Raw genomic sequence first — 19,960 nt, 5'->3', positions numbered from 1 at the left:
GGCAGGCTGATGGTGTGTCGACCCTGCGCGATCTCGCCGAAGAACACACCGACCTCGGGGCACCCGCCATCGATGCGCTGCACCGGCTGGCCGGGGACTGGCAACTACTCTCCGACCTGTCGTTCGCCGACCTGCTGCTCTGGGTGCCGGTGCGCGACGATGGGGAGCCGCGGCGATTCCTCTGCGTGGCCCAGGTGCGTCCGACCACGGCGCCGACGGCGTACCAGGACGACCAGGTCGGCCGGATCTTCGGCGGTCCGGAGGTGGCGCACCTTGAGATCGCCTTCGCGCAGGGCCGGATCTGGCGCGAGGGCGACCCGGTCTGGTACGGCGACACCCCCGCCCGGCACGAAGCCATCCCGGTGCGGCTGCGGGGGGCCGAGGAGCCCGGCCGGCTCATCGCGGTGATCGGCCGGGACACCAACCTCTCCACCGCCCGCACCCCCAGCCAGCTCGAACTCAACTATCTGACCACCGCCGACGACCTGGCGCAGATGGTCAGCGACGGCACGTTCCCGCCGCGGCGGCATCCCGGCGAGACCACGTCGGCCCCGCGGGTCGGCGACGGCCTGATCCGGCTGGACGCCGGCGGCAAGGTCACCTACGCCAGCCCGAACGCCCAGTCGGCGTATCGGCGCCTGGGCTTCAACGCCCATCTGGTGGGCGAGGACCTCTCCGCTCTGACCAGCCGGTTGGCGGCCGATCCGCTGGAAGGCAACGACGTGGCGGACCGGATGCTCTCCGCCCTGCGCGGTGAGTCGCCGCCGCGGCAGGAGGTGGAGGCCCGCGGTGCGACGGTGCTGATGCGTGCCCTGCCGCTGCTGCCGGCCGGCGTGCCGATAGGAGCCCTGGTGCTGGTGCGCGACGTCACGGAGGTCCGTCGGCGGGAGCGCGCGTTGATGACCAAGGACGCGACCATCCGGGAGATCCACCACCGGGTCAAGAACAACCTGCAGACGGTGGCGGCGCTGTTGCGGTTGCAAGCCCGGCGAGTGGACATTCCGGAGGCCAAGATGGCACTCCAGGACTCGGTCCGGCGGGTGGCCTCCATCGCGCTGGTGCATGAGACGCTGTCCATGTCCAGCGACGAGGCGGTGGATTTCGACGGCATCGTGGACCGGGTCGCCACGGCCGCCGCCGAGGTCGCCGCCACCGGGAGCGCGGTGCGCATGCGCCGCGACGGCACCTTCGGCGTCCTTCCGGCGGAAATCGCCACCTCGCTGGTCATGGTGCTGAATGAGCTGCTGCTGAACGCGGTGGAACACGCGTTCCCGGACGAGGACCCGGACGAGCCCGCGCCGGTCGTGGACGAGGCGTCGTCGCCTGCCGCAGGCGACGCGGAAGTGGTGGTCTCGGCGCACCGGTTCCGCAAGCAACTGCATGTGAGCGTGGCGGACAACGGACAGGGCCTGCCGCAGGGGTTCCGGGCGGACGCCGGCGGCCGGCTGGGACTGCAGATCGTGCGCGCGCTGGCCACCGGCGAGCTGCGGGGCACCATCGAGCTGCGCAACCGGGCCAGCGGCGGCACCGAGGCGGTGCTGGTCGTGCCGCTGATCCGCAAGTGACGCTGATCAGCCAAGTGACGCTGATCAGCCAAGTGACGCAGGGCCGCCAAGTGACGCAGGGCCGCCGGTCGCCCGCCGGTCAGCGGTGTTTCAGCAGCACCAGGGTCGCCTTCGTGGCCTTCCACACGCGCACCACCCGGTAGTTCGTGTGCAGCGTGTCGGTCAGGTCCCCGGCGCTGCTCAGCGGCTCGTCGGACTGCCACTGCCGGAAGAACCACACCCGCGGCGCCGTGCCCAGGCACCGGGCCGGCTCGTCGCACTCCACCGCGTCCAGCTCGCCGACCTCGGCGGCCGGCTCGCGCAGCAGCACATCCCGCGGTTTCGGCTGGTCGCGTAGCTGATAGTCGATGCCGGCACGCAGCGACCAGGTGCCCTCACGCCCGTACACGATCACGTCGCCGGGCTGCTGGTGCCGCTTGACGACGCCCGCGATGGTGCGGAAGTCCGCACCCATGTGGCTCACCGGCCCCCGGACCTCGGTCTGTGCCGGCACGCCCACCGCGGCCAGCACGACCAACGCCAGGGCGGCGCGCATCCACAGCCCGCGCAGCGCGAGCGCGGCCAGCAGGGCGACCGCCGGGATGACGAACAGCACATATCGCGGGACCCAGAGCGAGGACGTGACGAAGGAGACCGCGATGAGCAGCACCGGCGGCACCGTGGCGAGCACGGCCAGCTCGCGGACCGCCCGGCGGTCGGTGGCGTGTGCCGCGAAGGCCAGCCCGATCAGCAGCAGGCCCACGGCGGCCGATCCGAAGATGTCTCCGGGCGCCGACCACACCTGCTCCGCGTCCATCGGGCGAATCCAGTCGAGCTGCTCGCCGCGCTGGGTCAGCCCCAGATAGACGAACGGCAGCACGGGCAGCAGCGCGGCCGCGGCGGCGATCAGCCAGCGTCGGGCGGTCCGCAGGCGGTCGTGCTGCCCGGCGCTGCGCGACCACACCGCGTACGCGTGAGCGGCCAGCACCAGCAGCGTCAGGATGTGCGCCCACCCGGCCAGCGTGATCGCGGCGGCGTACCCGGCCCAGCGGCCCCACGAGGGGCGGGCAAGCGCCCGGTGCAGCAGCAGCGTGGCCAGCGTGGCGCAGCAGAACGCCAGCCCGTACGCCCGTGCGTCCTGCGCGTAGCGGGACAACTGCGGGACGGCGACCAGGAGGAGCCCGGCGAGCAGGCCGACGCCCGGGCCGAACAGCCGTCGGCCGAGTTCCGCCGCCACCCCGACCGCAGTCGCGACGGCCAGCAGCGACGGGGCGCGCAGCGCGAACTCCGAATCGCCGAAGACCGCGGTCCACAGGTGCATGAAGAGGTAGTAGGGCGAGATCACGCCGTCGAAGTGCCGGGCCAGGTCGACGATCTGCCCCGGCGTACGCTGGCTGGCGATCCAGGTGGCGTTCTCGTCCCAGCCCAGGGTCGGCTGTTGCAGCCGGAACCGTCCGACGACGAGCATCGCCAGCGCCGGGACCACGGAGATCATCCAGGCCCGGGTCCACGTCCGGGCCCGTGTCCAACGCTGGTCGGGCGACCCGGTGGGCGCTTCGGCGCGCTGACGGGGGATTGCGGTCTGCTGCTCCGCCTGGAGGGGCATGTCATTCTTTCGTGTCGACCGGGCGAAATGCAGCAGTCTATGACCCGCGCGCACCTCAGTACCCAGCACTGTGCGCAGTGGCACACTCACGCCCGTTGTGTGCAGCGGCACACTCCCGCCATCTGGACCACGCTGGCCGGGGCTGCGTGCGCGTGAGAGGCTGACGCTATGACCGCTGCGTTCGACCGCCGCCTCGTGGCCCGCCGCCACGTGGACTACGGGCGTGTCCGCAGCGCGATGTGTCCGGCCATCTGACGCCGCCCGATCCGACCGATCCGGGTGCGCACGACGCGCCGGCCTCTCCTGACATTGATGTCGCGAGCCTCCGCAGGCCGTGAGCGTCGCGTTGCGCCCACGACCTCCCGGAGGAACGCCGACATGGCGCCCAGCAGCACCACATCCCGCCCGACCGCCCGGCCCCGCAAGGCCCGAGGCGAGGGCCAGTGGGCGCTCGGACACCGCGAGCCGCTGAATTCCAACGAGCAGCTCAAGAAGGACGACAATCCGCTCAACGTCCGAGCCCGCATCGAGAACATCTACGCCCGCAACGGATTCGGCTCCATCGACCCGCAGGACCTGCGCGGCCGGTTCCGTTGGTGGGGCCTCTACACCCAGCGCAAGGCGGGGATCGACGGCGGACGCACCGCGATCCTGGAGCCGCACGAGCTGGAGGACGAGCACTTCATGCTCCGGGTCCGCATCGACGGCGGGGCGCTGGACTTGGCTCAGTTGCGGACGATCGGCGAGATCTCGCGCGAGTTCGGCCGCGACAGTGCGGACATCACCGACCGGCAGAACATCCAGTTGCACTGGATCCGCATCGAGGACATGCCGGAGATCTGGCGCCGGCTCGAAGCCGTCGGCCTGCAGACCACGGAGGCGTGCGGCGACTGCCCGCGGGTCGTGCTGGGCAGCCCGGTGGCGGGCATCTCGGCGGTGGAGGAACTGGACCCGACGCCGGCCATCGACGAGATCCTCGACCGTTTCATCGGCGATCCGCAGTACGCCAACCTGCCCCGCAAGTTCAAGTCTTCGATCTCCTGGCTGGCGGACACGCCGTACCAGGTCAACGACATCTCCTTCCTCGGTGTGACACACCCGCAGCACGGCCCGGGTTTCGACCTGTGGGTCGGCGGCGGCCTGTCCACCAACCCGCGGCTTGCCGAACGGCTCGGGGTGTGGGTGCCGCTGGGCGAGGTGGCCGAGGTCTGGGAGGGCGTGGTCGGCATCTTCCGCGACTACGGCTACCGTCGGCTGCGCACCCGGGCACGGCTGAAGTTCCTGCTCGCCGACTGGGGCGTGGCGAAGTTCCGTGAGGTGCTGGAGAAGGAATACCTGGGACGGGCGTTGATCGACGGTCCGTCGCCGGATCTGCCCGCCAAACCGATCGACCACATCGGAGTGCACCAGCAGGTCGACGGTCGCAACTACGTCGGCGCCGCGCCGGTGGTCGGGCGTTCCTCCGGCACCCAGCTGAGCCGCTTGGCGGACATCGCCGAGCAGCACGGCTCCGGGCGGGTGCGCCTCACGCCGTACCAGAAACTGCTGGTGCTCGACGTCGCGGACGACCGGGTGGAGAGCCTGATCGAGCAGATGCGCGCGGCCGGGCTGGAGGCGCGGCCGTCGTCGTGGCGGCGCGGCACCATGGCGTGCACCGGCATCGAGTACTGCAAGCTCGCCATCGTGGAGACCAAGGCCCGCGGCGAGGAACTGGTCGCGCGGCTGGAGGACCGGCTCAAGGACTTCGACGCGGACATCTCGATCCACATCAACGGTTGCCCCAACGCGTGCGCCCGCACGCAGGTCGCGGACATCGGCCTCAAGGGCCAGCTCGTGATGAACGCGCAGGGTGAGCAGGTGGAGGGCTTCCAGGTCCACCTGGGCGGCGGGCTCGGCATGGCGCAGGGCGCCACCGCGGGCTTCGGCCGCAAGGTGCGCGGGCTGAAGACGACCGCCGACGAGCTTCCCGCGTACGTGGAGCGGCTGGCCAACAACTACGTGCGGGGACGCACCGACGGCGAGTCGTTCGCCGACTGGGTGGTCCGGGCGGACGAGGAGCTCGTGCAATGAGCGATGCGCGCTCCACGCCGCTGTACTGCCCCTACTGCGGGGAGGAGGACCTGCGTCCGAGCGAGGCGTCGCACGGGGCGTGGGAGTGCCACTGCTGTGCCCGCGTTTTCACGGTCAAGTTCAACGGGTTGCTGTCCAAGGGAGTGAACCGATGACTGTGGTGACCGCCGCCGGACTGGGCCTGGTGTCTCTCCAGGGCAGCCGGGCGACCGATCCGTCCCGACGATCCGCCGACGAACTTCAATCGATCGCCGACGCCGCGGGTGTCGCCCTGGAGGGCGCTAGCGCGCTGGAGATCGCCAAGTGGGCGACCGACACCTTCGGCGCGCGCTTCTGCGTGACCAGTTCCATGGCCGACGCCGTGGTGGCGCACCTGTTCTCCCGCGTGGCGCCGGGCGTCGACGTGGTCTTTCTGGACACCGGACTGCACTTCCCGGAGACGCTCAAGGTGCGTGACACGGTCGCGGCGACGATGGACGTGACCGTGCGATCGATCCGGCCGCGGATGACGGTGGGGCAGCAGGACGGCGAGTACGGCCCGCGGCTGTTCGCCCGCAGCCCGGACGAGTGCTGCTTCATGCGCAAGGTGGAGCCGCTGGAGCGGGCGCTGAGCGAGTACGACGCCTGGGCGACCGGCCTGCGCCGCGACGAATCGCCGACGCGTGCCGGCACGCCCGTGGTGTCCTTCGACGCACGGCGGGGCAAGATCAAGGTCAACCCGATCGCGGCGTGGACGCAGCCGGAGGTGGATCAGTACATCTCCCGGTGGAACGTGCCGGTCAACGAGCTGTTCCAGCGCGGGTACACGTCCATCGGCTGCTGGCCGTGCACCCGGCGCACCACCGCGGGGGAGGACCCGCGAGCGGGCCGCTGGGCGATGTTCGAGAAGACCGAATGCGGCCTCCATCAGTGAACTTCGGGGACGGGCCGGCCGTCCTGCTTGTCGCGCATGGCTCGCGCGACCCGCGGGCGGCCGCGTCCACCCGGGCGCTCGCCGCCGCGGTCGCCGCGGCGCATCCCCAGTGGGACGTGCACGCGTCGTACCTGGACCATGCCGGCCCGCGACCGCTGGAGGTGCTGGCGACCCTGTCCGCGCTGGGGTGCCGGCGCGCGATCATGGTGCCGCTCCTGCTGACCGCCGCCTATCACGGGCGCGTCGACGTGCCGGCCGTGGTGGCCGACGCGCGCGACGCGGGCCTGGCGGTGGACGTGTCCGTCGCCCCGGTGCTGGGGCCCGTCTCGGCGGCCCTGGTGGACGCCCTCATTCGTCGTCTGCCGCCGGTTTCCCTGGACGCGGTGGTGCTGGCCGCCGCGGGCACCAACGACGCCGCAGCGCGCGCCACGGTCGAGCAGGCGGCGGCGGTGCTGGGTGACCGGTTGGACCGGCCCTGCCGGGTCGCGTACGCCTCGGCGGCGCCCCCGACCGGTGCCGAGGCGGTGACCGCGCTGCGCGAAGCGGGCGCCTCCCGTGTCGGTGTGGCGTCGTACTTCCTCGCGCCGGGCCGGCTCTATGACGCCGTGGTGGCGTCGGCGCAGTCCGCCGGGGCGATCGCGGCGGCACAGCCGCTGGGGGACGCTCCGGAACTGGTCCGGCTGATCGCCTCGCGGGTGGCCGCCGCATCCCCCGTCGCCGCCTGAGCGGTCCGCTCGGCCCGCGGCGCGGTCACGACGGCGCGGTAGTACGCGATCTTCTCCCGGATGTGCTCGCGTTGCCGTTCCAGCACGTCGATCCGCCGGCTCACCTCCGTGTCGTGCTCCTCCAGGAGGGTGAGCCGCTCCTCCTCGGTGTGCTCGATGCGTGCCAGCCGCGCGTAGCGCAGCATCTGTGCGATCGGCATGCCGGTGTCGCGCAGGCACCGGAGAATGGTCAGCCACGCGATGTCGGCGTCGCTGAACGCGCGCTGCCCACCCGGCGTGCGGGCCACGCCGGCAAGCAGTCCGATGCGTTCGTAGTAGCGGAGCGTGTCGACGCTGAAGCCGGTCTTGTCCGCGACGTCTCCGGAGGAGTACCTCATCCGGTCATCATCGCAGAAACGGTGATGATCCATTTTCGAGATCATTTCGCGACTCGTGGTGATCGCAATTGCGCGCACCGCAGTCATTGCGCCGCGTAATCGTCCCGAAACAGCACGACGCCCCGGAAGCCGATCGGCCCGGGGCGTAAATGCTGTGAGGGAAAAGGTTCAGGCGGTAGGAGCGCCGACCCGAAGGCCGCCGCGACGCTTCACGGCGCGCCGCTCGTCCTCGCTCATTCCGCCCCAAACGCCGGCGTCCTGACCGGACTCGAGTGCCCACTGGAGGCACGCCTCGGTCACGGTGCACCGCCGGCAGACGGCCTTGGCCTGCTCGACCTGCAGGAGCGCGGGGCCAGACGTCCCGATCGGGAAGAACAGCTCCGGGTCCTCGTCGCGGCAGATCGCATGGTGGCGCCAGTCCATGGCGGCAACTCTCCTTGGTTCGGATGGGGTAATGAAACGGTGCACTTACTTATCTGCGTCCGCGAGGCACTTCAACAGGCTGCGCCTGTCTGGGCACCAGTGCGTGAGCAAGCTATTCGGTTCGGCGGTCCGTTCCGGCGCTTCTGGATAAGGAACGCGCGCGAGCGGCTGCCGGTTACTTCATATCGCTTGTGAATGCTTTCACGAACCTGTGCGATGTCAAGGGTAACGCCGGAAGTTTCTCTTGCTGGGTGAGCTGGGTCACGGCCCTTATGTCTGGTTTCGTCCATCTATCCCGGACGTCCGTGGGACCGGATGAAGAACGCTCCCATCAATGTAGTACGGTCTCGGCCCCCCTGCCGACCTTTTGCCAGACTTTTTGTAACGGATCGTGAGGGGACTCAGGCTCCATACCCAGGCGTCAGCAAATCACACGTAGCGCCTGCGGGACGGACGCAAAGTGCACCTTCTGCCGCTCGCCCAGGTAGTCACCGTCCAGTTGGAACGCCTGGGGCCGGGTGGAGACGACGGCGAACTCCGCCTGATCGTGCAGCCGCAGCACCTCGCGTCCGTGCGGGTCGCCCTTGAGTGACGCCATCTGTGTCACGGTGCGTGTCGTGCTGGAGACCTTGAGGCGGCGCACGGCGAGGACGTCGAGGCCGTGGTCGAAGGAAGCCTGTGGATTTGGATTGATCGGCCGATCGCCTACATATGTCCATGGAGCAGTGTTTTGTATGATGATGGTGCTCAATTCCGACTCAACCGACTCGCCGGGGCGTTCCAGGGAGAGCGGAGGCGACTTCCGGTCCTCTCCGGAGAGGAACTGGGCCACCATGGACCGTACATATAGGGCGGGTGTCGAGGTCCGGCCGCGCAATCGAGCCTGCTCGACGCGTCGCACCACCGCGGCGTCCAAGCCGATGCCGGCGGTGAAGGTGAAGTAGCGGTCGTCGGCGCGGCCCAGCCCGATCACCCGATGCCGGCCGTCGCGCAGCCCGTCGAGGATCACGCTGGTCCCGTCCGCCCAGTCGCGAGGGAGGCCGAGCGCGCGGGCGAAGACGTTGGTCGAGCCGCCCGGCACCACGCCGAGCGCGGGCAGCCGGTATGCGGGCGTGGCACCGCGTCCGGCCAGCGCGGCGTCGGCGTTCATCAGCCCGTTGACCGCCTCGTTCACCGTGCCGTCGCCACCCAGCGTGACCACGACATCGACCCCGCTCTCCGCGGCTGCGCGGCACAGCGCCGCGGCGTGCCCGCGCCGGAGCGTGTACTCCACGGTCAGGTCGACCTCGCTGCGCAGTGCGCGGACCAGGACGTCCCGGCTGCGTTCGCTGGTCGTGGTGGCCTTCGGGTTGACCACCAGTAACGCTCGCATGGGCGGCACTGTACCCAACAGGAATCACCCGAAGCGGCCGGTATGGTGCTGCGGGTGACCGGTAAGAGTTCCGCAGCGCCCGGGTCCGCGACGCTGGCGTGGGCCGTGCGTCTGATGCTCCTGGAAGCGGCTGCCCTGGCCGGGCTCACCGCCTACCTGATCTTCTTGGATCTGACCGCCGACCCGGACAGCGTGCCCATCGCCATCGCGCTCACCGTGATGGCCGCCATCGGCGTGGCATTCGTGGTTTTCGTGGCTCGCCTGCTCGGGCGTCGGCGTCTGGGCGCGCGCGGCCCGGCCGTCTTCGTGCAACTGATGGTCATCGCGTCCGGCGGGTTCCTGGTGCAGACCGACCCGCTCTGGCTGGGCCTGGTGCTGCTGGTCCTGGGGGTGACCGTGGGCGTGCTGATCGTGGTTCCGTCCAGCACCCGGGCGCTCGGCGTGGAGTGAACCGGTCGTTCGCCCACAAGAGCATCGCACCGCGTGACTCAGGGAATACCCTGGGGGACGTGACCGGATCGACGGTGCGTCCACCCGCCTATCAGACCCTGGCCGACGAACTACGCGACGACATCACCTCGGGCCGCCTGCGCCCGGGGGAGCGACTGCCCCCAGAACCGGAATTGTGCGTGCGCAGCGGCGTCAGTCGCAGCACCGTCCGGGAGGCGCTGCGGCTGCTCGCCAGTCAGCACCTCATCGTGACCACACGGGGCGTGACCGGAGGCAGCTTCGTCGCGCACCCCGACGCCGAGCAACTGTCCGAGGCGTTGTCCACCGGCTTCACGCTGCTGGGCAACTCCACCGCCGTGGGGTTCGCCGACCTGCTGGAGTTGCGGCGGGCCCTGGAGGTCCCGGCCGCCGGGCTCGCCGCGATGCGGTGCACCGAAGGCAACCTGGGCGAGATCCGGGCGGCCCTGTTCGACCCGGCCCTGGACGATTTCGACGTCATGCTGCAGGCGCACGCCGCGTTCCACTCGGCGGTCGCCAAGGCCACCGGCAACCCGCTGTTCGAACTCGTCACCCGTCCGCTCTACCGCGTGTCGTACGGCGAGCAGGTGGTGGAGAACCTGCCGGACGGGTACTGGGAGCGCATCGATGAGGATCATCGCCAACTGCTCGTCCACCTGCAGGACCACGACGCGGACGGCGCGGTGACCGCGGCGCGGCAGCACCTCGACTACATCGTGGCGGCCAACGAGCGCTGAGCCCCCGGCTCAGCCCCAGGTGCGCCTGGTGAGCAGGCGGATCTTCGCCTGCCGGCCGGTCACCTCGGCGGACGCCGACGTGGTGAGCGCGGTCAGCACCTTCCAGGCGAACGACGACTCGGCCGGCAGCCGGGCACCCCGCACAGTGTCCACGCCGACCTCGACGGTCAGCGCATCGTCCGTCACGGCGAAGCGGCACTCCAGCTCGGCGCCGCGGGCGGCGATGGCGAGCAGCATCGCGCATGCCTCGTCCACGGCGATGCGCAGGTCCTCGATCTCGTCGAGGGCGAAATGCAGCCGTGCGGCCAGACCCGCGGTGGCGGTCCGCAGCACGCTGAGGTAATCGCCGTCGGCGGGCACCGTGAGCAGCACGACGTCGTCGCCGACGGCCGGCTGCGGATGCGCTTGTGTCGCTTGAGTCACCGTACCCATCCTCCCAATGTCAGGAGACTCTATCCGCCGACGGGGGACGCCGGGGCGGACCGCTGCGCGAGGCGGTGCAGGGCCGGACCACTGAGACGGTACGGCACCCAGTCCTCGGTCACCGAGGCGCCGATCGCGGCGTAGAAGTCGGCCGCCGGGTTCCAGTCGAGCATGACCCATTCCACGCGCTGGTAACCGCGTTCCACCGCGATCGCGGCGAGCTGCGCGAGCAGGGCACGCCCGGCCCCGGTGCCGCGCGCGTGCGGCCGCACGTACAGGTCCTCAAGGTGAATGCCGTGAGTTCCCTCCCAGGTGGAGAAGTTGCGGAACCACAGGGCGAACCCGATCGGCTCGTCGTCCGGATCGACCGCGACCAAGGCGTGCAGCGCGGGATGGTTGGCGTACAGCGCGGCGCGTAGCTGTTCTTCGGTCAGGTGGCACTGGTCGGCGGCGCGCTCGAAGTCGGCCAGTTCGTGCACCATCGAGACGACGGCCGGCACGTCCGAGGGACGAGCCGGCCGTACCACGGCAGAGAAAGTCACGCCTGCTTGGTCTCCCAGAAGATCTTCGAGATCTCCTCGATCTTGCCGAGCAGTTGGTCGGCGACCGCCGGGTCCACCGAACCCTTGGCGCCGGACGCGCCGGCCAGCTTGGTGGCCTCGTTGAACAGTTGGTGCAGGTTCGGGTACTTCTCGAAGTGCGGCGGCTTGAAGTAGTCGGTCCACAGCACCCACAGGTGGTGCTTGACCAGCTCGGCGCGCTGCTCCTTGATCATGATCGCCCGGGTGCGGAACTCCGGGTCCGTGTTCGCCTGGTACTTCTCGGCGATGCCCTTGATCGACTCGGCCTCGATGCGTGCCTGGGCCGGGTCGTAGACACCGCACGGCAGGTCGCAGTGGGCGCTGACCTGGGTGCGCGGCGTGAGAAAGCGCGGAAGTCGCATCAGGACCCCTCCATACGTTTGCGATGATCCGTGGTTGACAGTACCCCCGACGCACTGCCCGTAACGTGACGGAGGCCCGATCCCATGCGCTTGCGCCTGCCGATGTTCGCGGTGTCGGTGCGCGGCCCATCGATGGCGCCGACCCTGCGCTCCGGGGACGCCCTGGTGGTGCACCGCGGCGGCCGGGTGCGGGTCGGCGACATCGTGGTCGGCCGGTTCCGCTCACGGCCGGACCTGCTGGTGGTCAAGCGGGCGGTGCGCGAGCAGGACGGCGGATGGTGGCTGCGCGGCGACAACGACTACGTGACCGATGATTCCCGCGCGTACGGAGTGGCAGATGTCATCGGGCGTGTCCGGTGGCGGTACTGGCCTCGTCCCGGACGGCCACGTTAACCTGCGGTAACCGCGGCACACCGAAGTCTTGCGGTCCCCGCACCGGGTGACCCCCGGCATCGCACGCCGGCCGGCGCCGACTCGCGCCCGCGCCGGCTGGCTCGACGTTTTCCTTGCGCCACGTTCCGATGCCTTCTGGAGTCACCACATGTCCCTGTTCAGCTTCGAGCTCGACCCTGCCCTGGCCGCCGACCCGGTCTTCGACATGCACCGCCGCGGGAAGATGGCGATCACCGCGACCGTCCCCCTGGCCGGCCGGGACGATCTGTCTCGCGCGTACACGCCGGGAGTGGCGCGGGTCTGCGAGGCGATCGCCGCCGACCCGGACCTGGCCCACGACTACACCTGGACCGGCAACACGGTCGCGGTGGTCACCGACGGCTCGGCGGTGCTCGGCCTGGGCAACATCGGGCCCGCCGCGGCGATGCCGGTGATGGAGGGCAAGGCGGTCCTGTTCAAGCAGTTCGGCGGGGTGGACGCGGTCCCGATCTGCCTGAGCACGCAGGATCCGGAGGAGATCATCGCCGCGGTCCGGGCGATGGCGCCCTCGTTCGGCGGCATCAACCTCGAAGACATCAGCGCGCCCCGCTGTTTCGAGATCGAACGGCGGCTGGACGAGGCCCTGGACATCCCGGTCTTCCACGACGATCAGCACGGCACCGCGGTGGTGGTGCTGGCCGCGCTGCGCAACGCGACGGCGCTGCTGGGCCGGCGCTTCGCGGACCTGCGCGTGGTGATCACCGGTGCCGGGGCGGCCGGCGTGGCGATCACCAAGATGCTCATCGCTGCCGGCCTCCCCGGCGCCAGCCTGATCGTCTGCGACTCGCGCGGCATCCTGCACGCCGAGCGAGGCGACCTGACACCGGCGAAGGCCGAACTCGCCGCGGCCACCAACCTCTCCGGCCGGGCTGGCGGCGTGCGCGAAGCGCTGATCGGCGCGGACGTGCTGATCGGCGTCTCCGGCGGAATCATCGACGAGGAGGCGCTGGCCGGGATGGCCCCGGGCGGCATCATCTTCGCGCTGGCCAACCCCACCCCGGAGGTGCCGCCGCAGGTCGCCGCCCGGTACGCCGCCGTGGTCGCCACCGGCCGCAGCGACTTCCCCAATCAGATCAACAACGTGCTGGCGTTCCCCGGCATCCTGCGCGGCGCACTCGACGTGCGCGCGACCACCGTGACGCAGCGGATGAAGGTGGCCGCGGCCGAGGCGATCGCGGAGGTGGTCACCAACGAGCTGAGCGCCGAGGCGATCGTCCCGTCGGCCCTGGACCCGCGGGTGGCGCCGGCGGTGGCCGCGGCGGTCGCACGCGCCGCCGAGCGTGACGGCGTGGCCCGCCGCCTCGCCCTCGGCCACGCCGAGTCGCCGGCTCCGATCGGCTGACCGCGCCACGGGCGGCGTTCGCCACTATGGTCGAGGCATGCGCGCCGCCTACGCCTCGTCCAGCAAGCCCGACGCACCCTTGTCCGCGCTCACCGTGGACGACCGGCTCGACCCCGATCCGCCGGACGGGTGGGTCACCGTCGACGTGCGGGCCAGCTCGCTGAACCATCACGAGATCTGGTCCCTGCGCGGCGTCGGCCTGCCCGCCGACCGGCTCCCGATGATCCTGGGATGCGACGCGGCCGGAGTCGACCCGGAGGGCAACGAGGTCGTGCTCCACTCGGTGGTTCCCGACCCGAAGGACCCGCGCGGCTACTCGCTGCTGTCCGAACGGCATCCCGGCACGCTCGCCGAGCGGGTGGCCGTGCCCGCCGGCAACCTCGTTGCCAAGCCCGCGGGCATGTCGTTCCTGGACGCGGCCTGCGTGCCGACCGCCTGGCTGACCGCCTACCACATGCTCGTCACCCGCGGTCGCGTCGCGGACGCGGACGCGGTGCTGGTGCAGGGCGCCGGCGGTGGCGTGTCCACCGCGGCGGTGGTGCTCGCCGTGGCGCTCGGCAAGCGGGTCTACGCGACCAGTCGTGAGCAGTGGAAGCGGGACCGCGTCGCCGAGCTCGGCGCCACCGCGGTGGCACCGGGAGCGCGCCTTCCGGAGCGGGTGAACATGGTCGTCGAGTCCGTCGGCGCCCCGACCTTCGAACACTCCATGAAGTCGGCCCGGCCGGGTGCCCGGATCGTGGTCTGCGGCGCGACCGGCGGCCACCTGGCCACCGTCGACCTGCGCCGGGTCTTCGGCATGCAACTGGACATCCTCGGCTCGTCGATGGGCACCGCCGAGGAACTCGCCGAGTTGCTCACGCTCATGGCGGAGCGGGACCTCCGGCCGGTGATCGACTCGACGTACGGCTTCAGCGCGGTGGCCGACGCGTTCGCCCGGCTGCATTCCGGCGAGGTCTTCGGCAAGGTGGCGATCGACCACCTGCACTGAGCCCGGCGGATCGGACCCGAGCCGGGCTCACAGCCTGTTGGTGAGCGTGGCCAGCCCGCCCTTTGTCGCATCGGCGTTCAGCCGGGACTTGGCGGCCGGATCGTCGTACAGGCTCCACCGCCAGAAGTCGGTGGTGGTCGCGGCCACCACGCCGAAGTCCGACTTCGTGGTCGCGTGGCCGCCCTTGGTGATGGACATCATCGCCTTGGGCCACGGCACCGCGTCGTACGCGGCGAAGCCGTCGCGATAGCTGACCGTCTTGTCGAGCTTGCCGTGCACGAAGAGCATCGCCGCGGCCGGGCCGGAGTACGGCGCGGGCAGCACCTGCTCGCCCGCCATTACGATGCCCGCGGTGAGCCGGTCGTCCCGGTTGCTGCTGAACAGCCCCACCGTGGTGATGCCGCCCGCAGAGTGGCCCGCCGCGCCGATCCGCTCGGTGTCGAGGCGGTTCTCCAGCGGGTCCCCGGCGCGGTGGTTCAGGGCGAGCACCGACGTCAGCACGGACGACGCGTCGGCGGGTTGGTTCGTCACGTCCAGCGGGTCGTAGTCCTCGACGCCGTGCGACGTGTGCGGATAGGCGGCCGCGGCGACCACGAACCCGGCGCGTGCCCACCGCTTGATCAGATCCGCGTAGTCACTCGGCTGTGCGGTGAGCCCGTGGCTGAAGACCACGAGCGGGAACGGGCCTTCGCCGTCCTTCGGGTACCACACGGTGGTGGGCAGCTCCCGGCCGCTGCGGGACAGGTCGAGGTGCCGGACGGCGACCGTGAAGGTTCGCTGCGGGGCGCCCTTGGCGGCGGGTGTGGCGGCCCGGGTTCCGGGCCGGCGCGCGGGTGCCGCGGACGTCGGCGAGTCCTCCGGCGTGGCGGCCGGGATGCTGCTGACTGCCGTCAACGGCGCGGCATCCGATTCGTCGCCGGCGGAACAGGCGGCCAGCCCGGTCATCAGGATCGCCGCGGTCACCGTGGCGCAGGTCCGACAAAACACCATGTCATTGTGCCCATGCGGCGGCCGGGCATGCGGCGAGTCCGGCCGCCGGGCCCGGCCCGCCCCCAACCCGGCCGCCCGACCCGCACCCACCCGGCCGCCCCACCCGGCGCCCTGACTCGGCCGGCGGCGAGCGCGACGCTCCCACCAACGGGTGAAAATCGTCTCGCGCGATCGTCTGAGCTGGCGGCCGAAAACGGGGTGGTCGCCGGGCGTGCGCGCCTTCGCTAGGGTGGCGCGCATGTCAGACAACCGCGTCGACCCCAGCGGCAACACCGAAGCCTTCCGCGCCTTCAGCGACCACACGCCGCAGGAACAGTCCGCATCGTCCCGGACGCCGTTCGTGCTGGGAGGCGTCGCCATCGCCTTCGTCGTCGTGCTCGCGGTGGTGCTCTACCTGGCGCTCTGACCCGCGCCCAGCGCCGCGACCGACTGCTGCGCGATCTCCAGTTCCTCATCGGTGGGCACCACGCAGATGGCCGTCGGGCTGCCGTCCGGCGAGACGACCTGCTCGCCCCGCTCGTTCGGGGCGATCTGCTCGTTGCGGTGCCGGTCGACCGCGATGCCCAGCCCGTCCAGCCCGGACAGCGCGGCGGCGCGGACCTCGGGTGAGTTCTCGCCGACGCCGGCCGTGAAGGCGATCGCATCCGCCCGGCCCAGCACCGCCAGGTAGGCGCCGACATACTCCTTGATCCGCCGGCAGTAGACGTCGAACGCCAAGCCGGCCGCGGGATCGCCCTGCTGCCTGCGGCGCTGCACCGCACGCATGTCGTTGTCGCCGGTGAGCCCCAGCAAGCCGGCCGCCCGGGTCAGCGAATGTTCGATCTCGTCCACCGGCATGCCGGCCGCCCGATGCAGGTGAAAGATCACCGTCGGGTCGATGTCCCCGCTGCGCGTGCCCATCACCAGGCCCTGCTGCGGCGCCATGCCCATCGACGTGGCCACGCTGCGGCCACCCCGCACCGCGCAGGCGCTCGCGCCGTTGCCCAGATGCAGCGTGATGATGTTGGCCGCCTCCGGTGCCAGCCCGAGCAGCGCCGCAGTCCGCCGCGACACGTACGCGTGAGAGGTCCCGTGCATGCCGTAGCGCCGCACCCCCCACCGCTCGGCGAGCGCGGCATCCATCGCGTACGTGATGCCCGCGGGCTCGATGGTCCGGTGGAACGCGGTGTCGAAGACGGCGACCTGCGCGACCTCGGGCAGAAGCTTGCGTGCCACCGTGATGCCGCTGAGCGCGGCGGGGTTGTGCAACGGGGCGAGCGGAATCAACCGCTCGATCACCGCGGCGACGTCGTCATCGATCAGCGTGGCCGAGTCGAACTCGGTTCCGCCGTGCACCACCCGGTGCCCGACCACGGCCAAGCCGTCCAGGTCGACCGACTCCATGATCCGGCGCAGCGCGGCGGCGTGATCGGCGGCGTCTCCGCCGTCCTCGCCGATGCGCTCGACCAACCCCCGGGCCAGCGTGCGCCGGCCGTCGAACAAGCGGTACTTCACCGACGACGAACCGCTGTTGAGCACCAGGACGCGAGTCACGAGGCCGCCTGAATCGCGGTGATCGCCACGGTGTTGACGATGTCTTTCACGGTCGCTCCTCGGGACAGATCGTTCACCGGGCGGTTCAGTCCCTGCATCACCGGCCCGACCGCGACCGCCCCGGCGGAGCGCTGCACGGCCTTATAGGTGTTGTTGCCGGTGTTCAAGTCGGGGAAGACGAAGACGGTGGCCTTGCCGGCGACGGTACTGTCCGGCAGCTTGGTGGCGGCCACCGCCGGATCGATGGCGGCGTCGTACTGGATCGGTCCTTCGACCGGAAGGTCCGGCCGCCGGGCGCGTACCAGCTCGGTGGCCGCGGCGACCTTCTCCACATCGGCCCCGGAACCGGAGCTGCCGGTCGAATAGGACAGCATCGCCACGCGGGGTTCCAAACCGAACGCGGCGGCCGTCTGTGCGGAGGACAGGGCGATGTCGGCGAGCTGCGGCGCGTCCGGATCGGGATTCACGGCGCAGTCGCCGTAGACCAGCACCCGGTCGGCGAGCAGCATGAAGAACACGCTGGAGGCCACCGACACCCCCGGAACCGTGCGGATGATCTCGAAGGCGGGCCGGATGGTGGCCGCGGTGGTGTGGTTCGCGCCGGACACCATCCCGTCGGCTAGCCCCTCGGCCACCATCAGGGTGCCGAAGTAGTTCACGTCACGCACCACGTCGTACGCCACATCCAGGGTGATGCCCTTGTGCTTGCGCAAATCGGCGTACCGCTGCGCGAAACGGTCCCGCCACACGCTTGCGCCCGGATCGACGAGCACGGCCGAGCCGATCTCGGCGCCCACCTCACGGGCCCGGCGGGTGATCTCGTCCGGGTCGCCGAGCAGGGTCAGGTCCGCCACGCCCCGGCGCAGCAGGGTCTCGGCGGCGCGCAGAATCCGCTCGTCGGCGCCTTCCGGAAGGACCAGCCGCCGCCGGTCGGCGCGGGCCCGGTCGATCAGGTCGTTCTCGAACATCAGCGGGGTGACCCGGCTGGACCGCGCCACATCGAGCACGCGGGAAAGTTCGGCGGTGTCCACGTTCTTTTCGAAGGCGCCGAGCGCCGCCTCGATCTTGCGCGGTGTGGCGGTGCTCAGCGCGGCCTCAATCCGGTCGGCCGCGGCGATCGTGTGGTAGCTGTCGGTGGGCACCACGAGCATGGCCAGGCCGGTGTTCAGCCCCTCGATCACCCGCACCGCACGCGGGTCGGGGAACTCGCCGATGGTGAGCGCCAGCCCGGCCAGCGTCACGGTGCCGGCCGCATGTGCGGCGTTCGCCGCCACCAGCACGTCGGCCCGGTCGCCGGGCGTGATGACCAGCGCACCATCCACCAGATGCTCCAGCACGGTGGGCACGTGTCCGCCGCCCACCACGAACCCGAGCACGTCCCGATCCAGGGCGGCGGGACCGCCGATGACCACGGTGGCATCCAGCGCGGCGGCGACCTCGGCCACGGTGGGCGCGGCGACGGCCGGCACCTCCGGCACCGCCCAGCAGGGGACCGGCAGGCCGGTCGGCGCCGGTACGCCGTCGGGCACCCGGTTGGCGATCACCGCCAGCACGGTGGCCCCGAGATCGGTCATCGAGTGGTACGCGCTGCGCGCGGCCGCGGACAACGCCTCCGCGGTGCGATGCTCGCCGCTGACCACCGCGACCACCACGCTGCCGAACTCGGTGGCCAGCCGGGCGTTGAACGCCAGCTCGCGGGGAAACTCGTCGTGCCCCTCCTCATGCTGGCCGTCGGCGAAGTCGCTGCCCACGACCACCACCGAGGAGCAGGTTCGCTCCAGGTCCCGGTAGCGTTCCACGATGCGGGAGATCAGCTCCTCGCGACGCCCGTCCGCCACGAGACGACTGGCCTCGGCGTAGGTCACGCCGTAGGACTCGGCCGGCGTGGACCGCGTATAGCGCTCGGTCAGCAGGGTGAGCAGCGGATCGGTCTCGGCGCCGGCCACCAGCGGCCGGAACACCCCGAGGCGGGCGATGTGCCGGGACAGCAGCTCGGTCAGGCCCAAGGCCACGGTTCCCTTGCCGACGCCGGGGCCGAGCCCCGCGACGTACACACTTCGCGCCACGCCCCCAACCTACCGGTCGCCGGGGTGTGCGTCGGGCGCAGTCGTGCACCGCGTCAGGACAACGTCGCGTCCAGGTAGGTCTCCGGGTGGTCCAGGAAGCGCCGCCAGTGCGCCACCACCGACAGCTCCGACCACCGCACGCGGCGGATGCCGTGGTCACCGAGCTCCAGGACGGTGGCCCCGGGCAACGCGGTCAGCAACGGCGAGTGCGTGGCCACCACCACCTGCGCCCCTTGAGAGCGCAACACGTCCAGCCGACCCAGCAGACCCAGCGTCGACGTGAACGACAGCGGCGCCTCGGGCTCGTCCATGAGGTAGAAGCCGTACCCGCGGAATTTGCGCGCGAGCAGTTCCAGGAAGCCCTCACCGTGGCTGCGGTCGTGCAGGTCGCCGTCCGGCGAGCCGGGAAGGCTTTCCAGGTACGTGAAGAGGCCGTGCGTGGTCTCGGCGCGCAGGAAGTACGCGTTGGCGGCCCGGCCGGGTGACCGGACCACGCGCAGGTGATCGCCGAGCGGCGACTCGGTGGCCCGCGTGCTGTGCCGGGCGCCGCGGGAGCCGCCCTCCGGGTTGACTCCGTGCGCCGCGGCCAACGCCTCGATCAGGGTGGACTTGCCGGAACCGTTCTCGCCGACCAGGAACGTCACCCCGGCCGGGAGATTGAGACCGTGCTCCAGCACGGCGGCCACCGCGGGGATGCGCGCCCACCACGCGTCCCGGTCGACCTCCGTTGCGAGGTCCCGCTCGACGCGCCGCGTGGGCCGGCCCGCGCTAGTCTTCATCGTCCTCCCCGCGGGCGAGGAACACCGCGAACCGCTCGATCGGCGTCTCGAAGTCGGGGTTCAGGTCGACGAACGCCCGCAACTGCTCGCCGAGCCACTCCAGCGTCACGGATTCCGCGCCGCGCCGCTCGACCAGTTCCTCGATGCCACGATCGGTGAAGTACATGCCCGGATAGTAGGCAGGGGCGCCCCGCGAGTGCGGAGCGCCCCTGGCTGAGGATCGGGCCGG

The 19,960-nt window shown here is 71.1% G+C and carries 22 protein-coding genes and 1 pseudogene; 11 read left to right on the top strand and 12 right to left on the bottom strand.

Annotation, left to right across the window (positions count from 1 at the left end):
- Window positions 1-14: 14 nt before the first annotated feature.
- Entirely contained in the window at window positions 15-1,565 is a 1,551-nt protein-coding gene (locus IEY73_RS20025) for a sensor histidine kinase (RefSeq protein WP_189080792.1), read from the top strand.
- Between the two features lie 79 nt (window positions 1,566-1,644).
- Here the strand turns inward: IEY73_RS20025 and IEY73_RS20020 are convergent, their stop codons facing one another.
- Window positions 1,645-3,150 carry a glycosyltransferase family 39 protein gene (locus IEY73_RS20020; protein ID WP_189080791.1) on the bottom strand — a complete coding sequence of 502 codons (1,506 nt, stop codon included), beginning with the start codon at window positions 3,148-3,150 and terminating at the stop codon, window positions 1,645-1,647.
- A gap of 378 nt (window positions 3,151-3,528) precedes the next feature.
- On the opposite strand from IEY73_RS20020, the gene IEY73_RS20015 reads away from it, so the two are divergent.
- Genes IEY73_RS20015 through IEY73_RS20000 form a run of 4 tightly spaced genes read left to right on the top strand, consistent with a single transcriptional unit; the run spans window position 3,529 to window position 6,858 of the window.
- The gene (locus IEY73_RS20015) at window positions 3,529-5,220 is read left to right on the top strand and encodes a nitrite/sulfite reductase (protein WP_189080790.1); all 1,692 of its coding nucleotides are present in this window, start codon (window positions 3,529-3,531) and stop codon (window positions 5,218-5,220) included.
- On the top strand, window positions 5,217-5,375 hold the full coding sequence (locus tag IEY73_RS20010) for a hypothetical protein (RefSeq protein ID WP_189080789.1): 159 nt from the start codon (window positions 5,217-5,219) through the stop codon (window positions 5,373-5,375). Before IEY73_RS20015 ends, IEY73_RS20010 begins: the two co-directional genes overlap by 4 nt.
- Window positions 5,372-6,133, top strand: coding sequence for a phosphoadenylyl-sulfate reductase (locus tag IEY73_RS20005; RefSeq protein WP_189080788.1), 762 nt, complete (start codon window positions 5,372-5,374; stop codon window positions 6,131-6,133). The genes IEY73_RS20010 and IEY73_RS20005 overlap by 4 nt, the downstream gene beginning before the upstream one ends.
- The gene (locus IEY73_RS20000; protein WP_189080787.1) at window positions 6,115-6,858 is read left to right on the top strand and encodes a sirohydrochlorin chelatase; all 744 of its coding nucleotides are present in this window, start codon (window positions 6,115-6,117) and stop codon (window positions 6,856-6,858) included. Before IEY73_RS20005 ends, IEY73_RS20000 begins: the two co-directional genes overlap by 19 nt.
- Before the next feature lie 38 nt (window positions 6,859-6,896).
- Here the strand turns inward: IEY73_RS20000 and IEY73_RS33685 are convergent.
- From IEY73_RS33685 to IEY73_RS19990, 3 genes and pseudogenes are all read right to left on the bottom strand, one after another.
- A pseudogene (locus IEY73_RS33685) lies at window positions 6,897-7,235 on the bottom strand (MerR family transcriptional regulator); the annotation flags it as partial.
- Between the two features lie 168 nt (window positions 7,236-7,403).
- Window positions 7,404-7,658 carry a WhiB family transcriptional regulator gene (locus IEY73_RS19995; RefSeq protein ID WP_189080786.1) on the bottom strand — a complete coding sequence of 85 codons (255 nt, stop codon included), beginning with the start codon at window positions 7,656-7,658 and terminating at the stop codon, window positions 7,404-7,406.
- A gap of 421 nt (window positions 7,659-8,079) precedes the next feature.
- A complete protein-coding gene (locus tag IEY73_RS19990; RefSeq protein ID WP_189080785.1) occupies window positions 8,080-9,030 on the bottom strand; it encodes a diacylglycerol/lipid kinase family protein in 951 nt (316 codons plus the stop codon).
- A gap of 54 nt (window positions 9,031-9,084) precedes the next feature.
- On the opposite strand from IEY73_RS19990, the gene IEY73_RS19985 reads away from it, so the two are divergent.
- The gene (locus IEY73_RS19985; RefSeq protein WP_229715984.1) at window positions 9,085-9,480 is read left to right on the top strand and encodes a hypothetical protein; all 396 of its coding nucleotides are present in this window, start codon (window positions 9,085-9,087) and stop codon (window positions 9,478-9,480) included.
- Window positions 9,481-9,539: 59 nt separating this feature from the next.
- Window positions 9,540-10,235: a FadR/GntR family transcriptional regulator gene (locus IEY73_RS19980; protein ID WP_189080783.1), complete on the top strand. Its 696-nt coding sequence runs from the start codon at window positions 9,540-9,542 to the stop codon at window positions 10,233-10,235.
- A 9-nt stretch (window positions 10,236-10,244) separates the two neighbouring features.
- On the opposite strand, the gene IEY73_RS19975 is transcribed toward IEY73_RS19980, so the two are convergent.
- From IEY73_RS19975 to sodN, 3 genes are read right to left on the bottom strand one after another with little or no spacing between them, the layout of a single operon-like run.
- Window positions 10,245-10,658: an ATP-binding protein gene (locus tag IEY73_RS19975; protein WP_229715983.1), complete on the bottom strand. Its 414-nt coding sequence runs from the start codon at window positions 10,656-10,658 to the stop codon at window positions 10,245-10,247.
- 29 nt (window positions 10,659-10,687) lie between these two features.
- Entirely contained in the window at window positions 10,688-11,200 is a 513-nt protein-coding gene (locus IEY73_RS19970) for a GNAT family N-acetyltransferase (RefSeq protein ID WP_444543379.1), read from the bottom strand.
- Window positions 11,197-11,601: a superoxide dismutase, Ni gene (gene sodN / locus IEY73_RS19965; RefSeq protein ID WP_189080781.1), complete on the bottom strand. Its 405-nt coding sequence runs from the start codon at window positions 11,599-11,601 to the stop codon at window positions 11,197-11,199. The genes IEY73_RS19970 and sodN overlap by 4 nt, the downstream gene beginning before the upstream one ends.
- Window positions 11,602-11,685: 84 nt before the next feature.
- Here sodN and IEY73_RS19960 point away from each other — a divergent pair, with 84 nt between their 5' ends.
- From IEY73_RS19960 to IEY73_RS19950, 3 genes are all read left to right on the top strand, one after another.
- Window positions 11,686-11,994 carry a S26 family signal peptidase gene (locus tag IEY73_RS19960; protein ID WP_189080780.1) on the top strand — a complete coding sequence of 103 codons (309 nt, stop codon included), beginning with the start codon at window positions 11,686-11,688 and terminating at the stop codon, window positions 11,992-11,994.
- A 148-nt stretch (window positions 11,995-12,142) separates the two neighbouring features.
- A complete protein-coding gene (locus tag IEY73_RS19955; RefSeq protein ID WP_189080779.1) occupies window positions 12,143-13,375 on the top strand; it encodes an NAD(P)-dependent malic enzyme in 1,233 nt (410 codons plus the stop codon).
- A 37-nt stretch (window positions 13,376-13,412) separates the two neighbouring features.
- Complete coding sequence (locus IEY73_RS19950; protein WP_189080778.1) at window positions 13,413-14,363, top strand: zinc-binding dehydrogenase; 951 nt, start codon at window positions 13,413-13,415, stop codon at window positions 14,361-14,363.
- A gap of 27 nt (window positions 14,364-14,390) precedes the next feature.
- Here the strand turns inward: IEY73_RS19950 and IEY73_RS19945 are convergent, their stop codons facing one another.
- On the bottom strand, window positions 14,391-15,350 hold the full coding sequence (locus IEY73_RS19945; RefSeq protein WP_229715982.1) for an alpha/beta hydrolase family protein: 960 nt from the start codon (window positions 15,348-15,350) through the stop codon (window positions 14,391-14,393).
- A gap of 241 nt (window positions 15,351-15,591) precedes the next feature.
- Here IEY73_RS19945 and IEY73_RS19940 point away from each other — a divergent pair, with 241 nt between their 5' ends.
- The gene (locus tag IEY73_RS19940) at window positions 15,592-15,759 is read left to right on the top strand and encodes a hypothetical protein (RefSeq protein ID WP_189080777.1); all 168 of its coding nucleotides are present in this window, start codon (window positions 15,592-15,594) and stop codon (window positions 15,757-15,759) included.
- Here IEY73_RS19940 and IEY73_RS19935 read toward each other — a convergent pair.
- Genes IEY73_RS19935 through IEY73_RS19920 form a run of 4 tightly spaced genes read right to left on the bottom strand, consistent with a single transcriptional unit; the run spans window position 15,744 to window position 19,897 of the window.
- On the bottom strand, window positions 15,744-16,886 hold the full coding sequence (locus tag IEY73_RS19935; protein ID WP_189080776.1) for an acetate/propionate family kinase: 1,143 nt from the start codon (window positions 16,884-16,886) through the stop codon (window positions 15,744-15,746). The two genes, IEY73_RS19940 and IEY73_RS19935, sit on opposite strands and share 16 nt — an antisense overlap.
- The gene (gene pta / locus IEY73_RS19930) at window positions 16,883-18,952 is read right to left on the bottom strand and encodes a phosphate acetyltransferase (protein ID WP_189080775.1); all 2,070 of its coding nucleotides are present in this window, start codon (window positions 18,950-18,952) and stop codon (window positions 16,883-16,885) included. The genes IEY73_RS19935 and pta overlap by 4 nt, the downstream gene beginning before the upstream one ends.
- Window positions 18,953-19,005: 53 nt before the next feature.
- Complete coding sequence (locus IEY73_RS19925) at window positions 19,006-19,731, bottom strand: AAA family ATPase (RefSeq protein ID WP_189080774.1); 726 nt, start codon at window positions 19,729-19,731, stop codon at window positions 19,006-19,008.
- Window positions 19,721-19,897, bottom strand: coding sequence for a DUF6104 family protein (locus tag IEY73_RS19920; RefSeq protein WP_189080773.1), 177 nt, complete (start codon window positions 19,895-19,897; stop codon window positions 19,721-19,723). Before IEY73_RS19920 ends, IEY73_RS19925 begins: the two co-directional genes overlap by 11 nt.
- Window positions 19,898-19,960: the final 63 nt, after the last annotated feature.

Origin of the sequence: Mangrovihabitans endophyticus (genome assembly GCF_014646155.1) — a bacterium.
Lineage (GTDB): Bacteria > Actinomycetota > Actinomycetes > Mycobacteriales > Micromonosporaceae > Actinoplanes > Actinoplanes endophyticus.
This window is presented reverse-complemented; position numbering and strand designations above follow the sequence as displayed.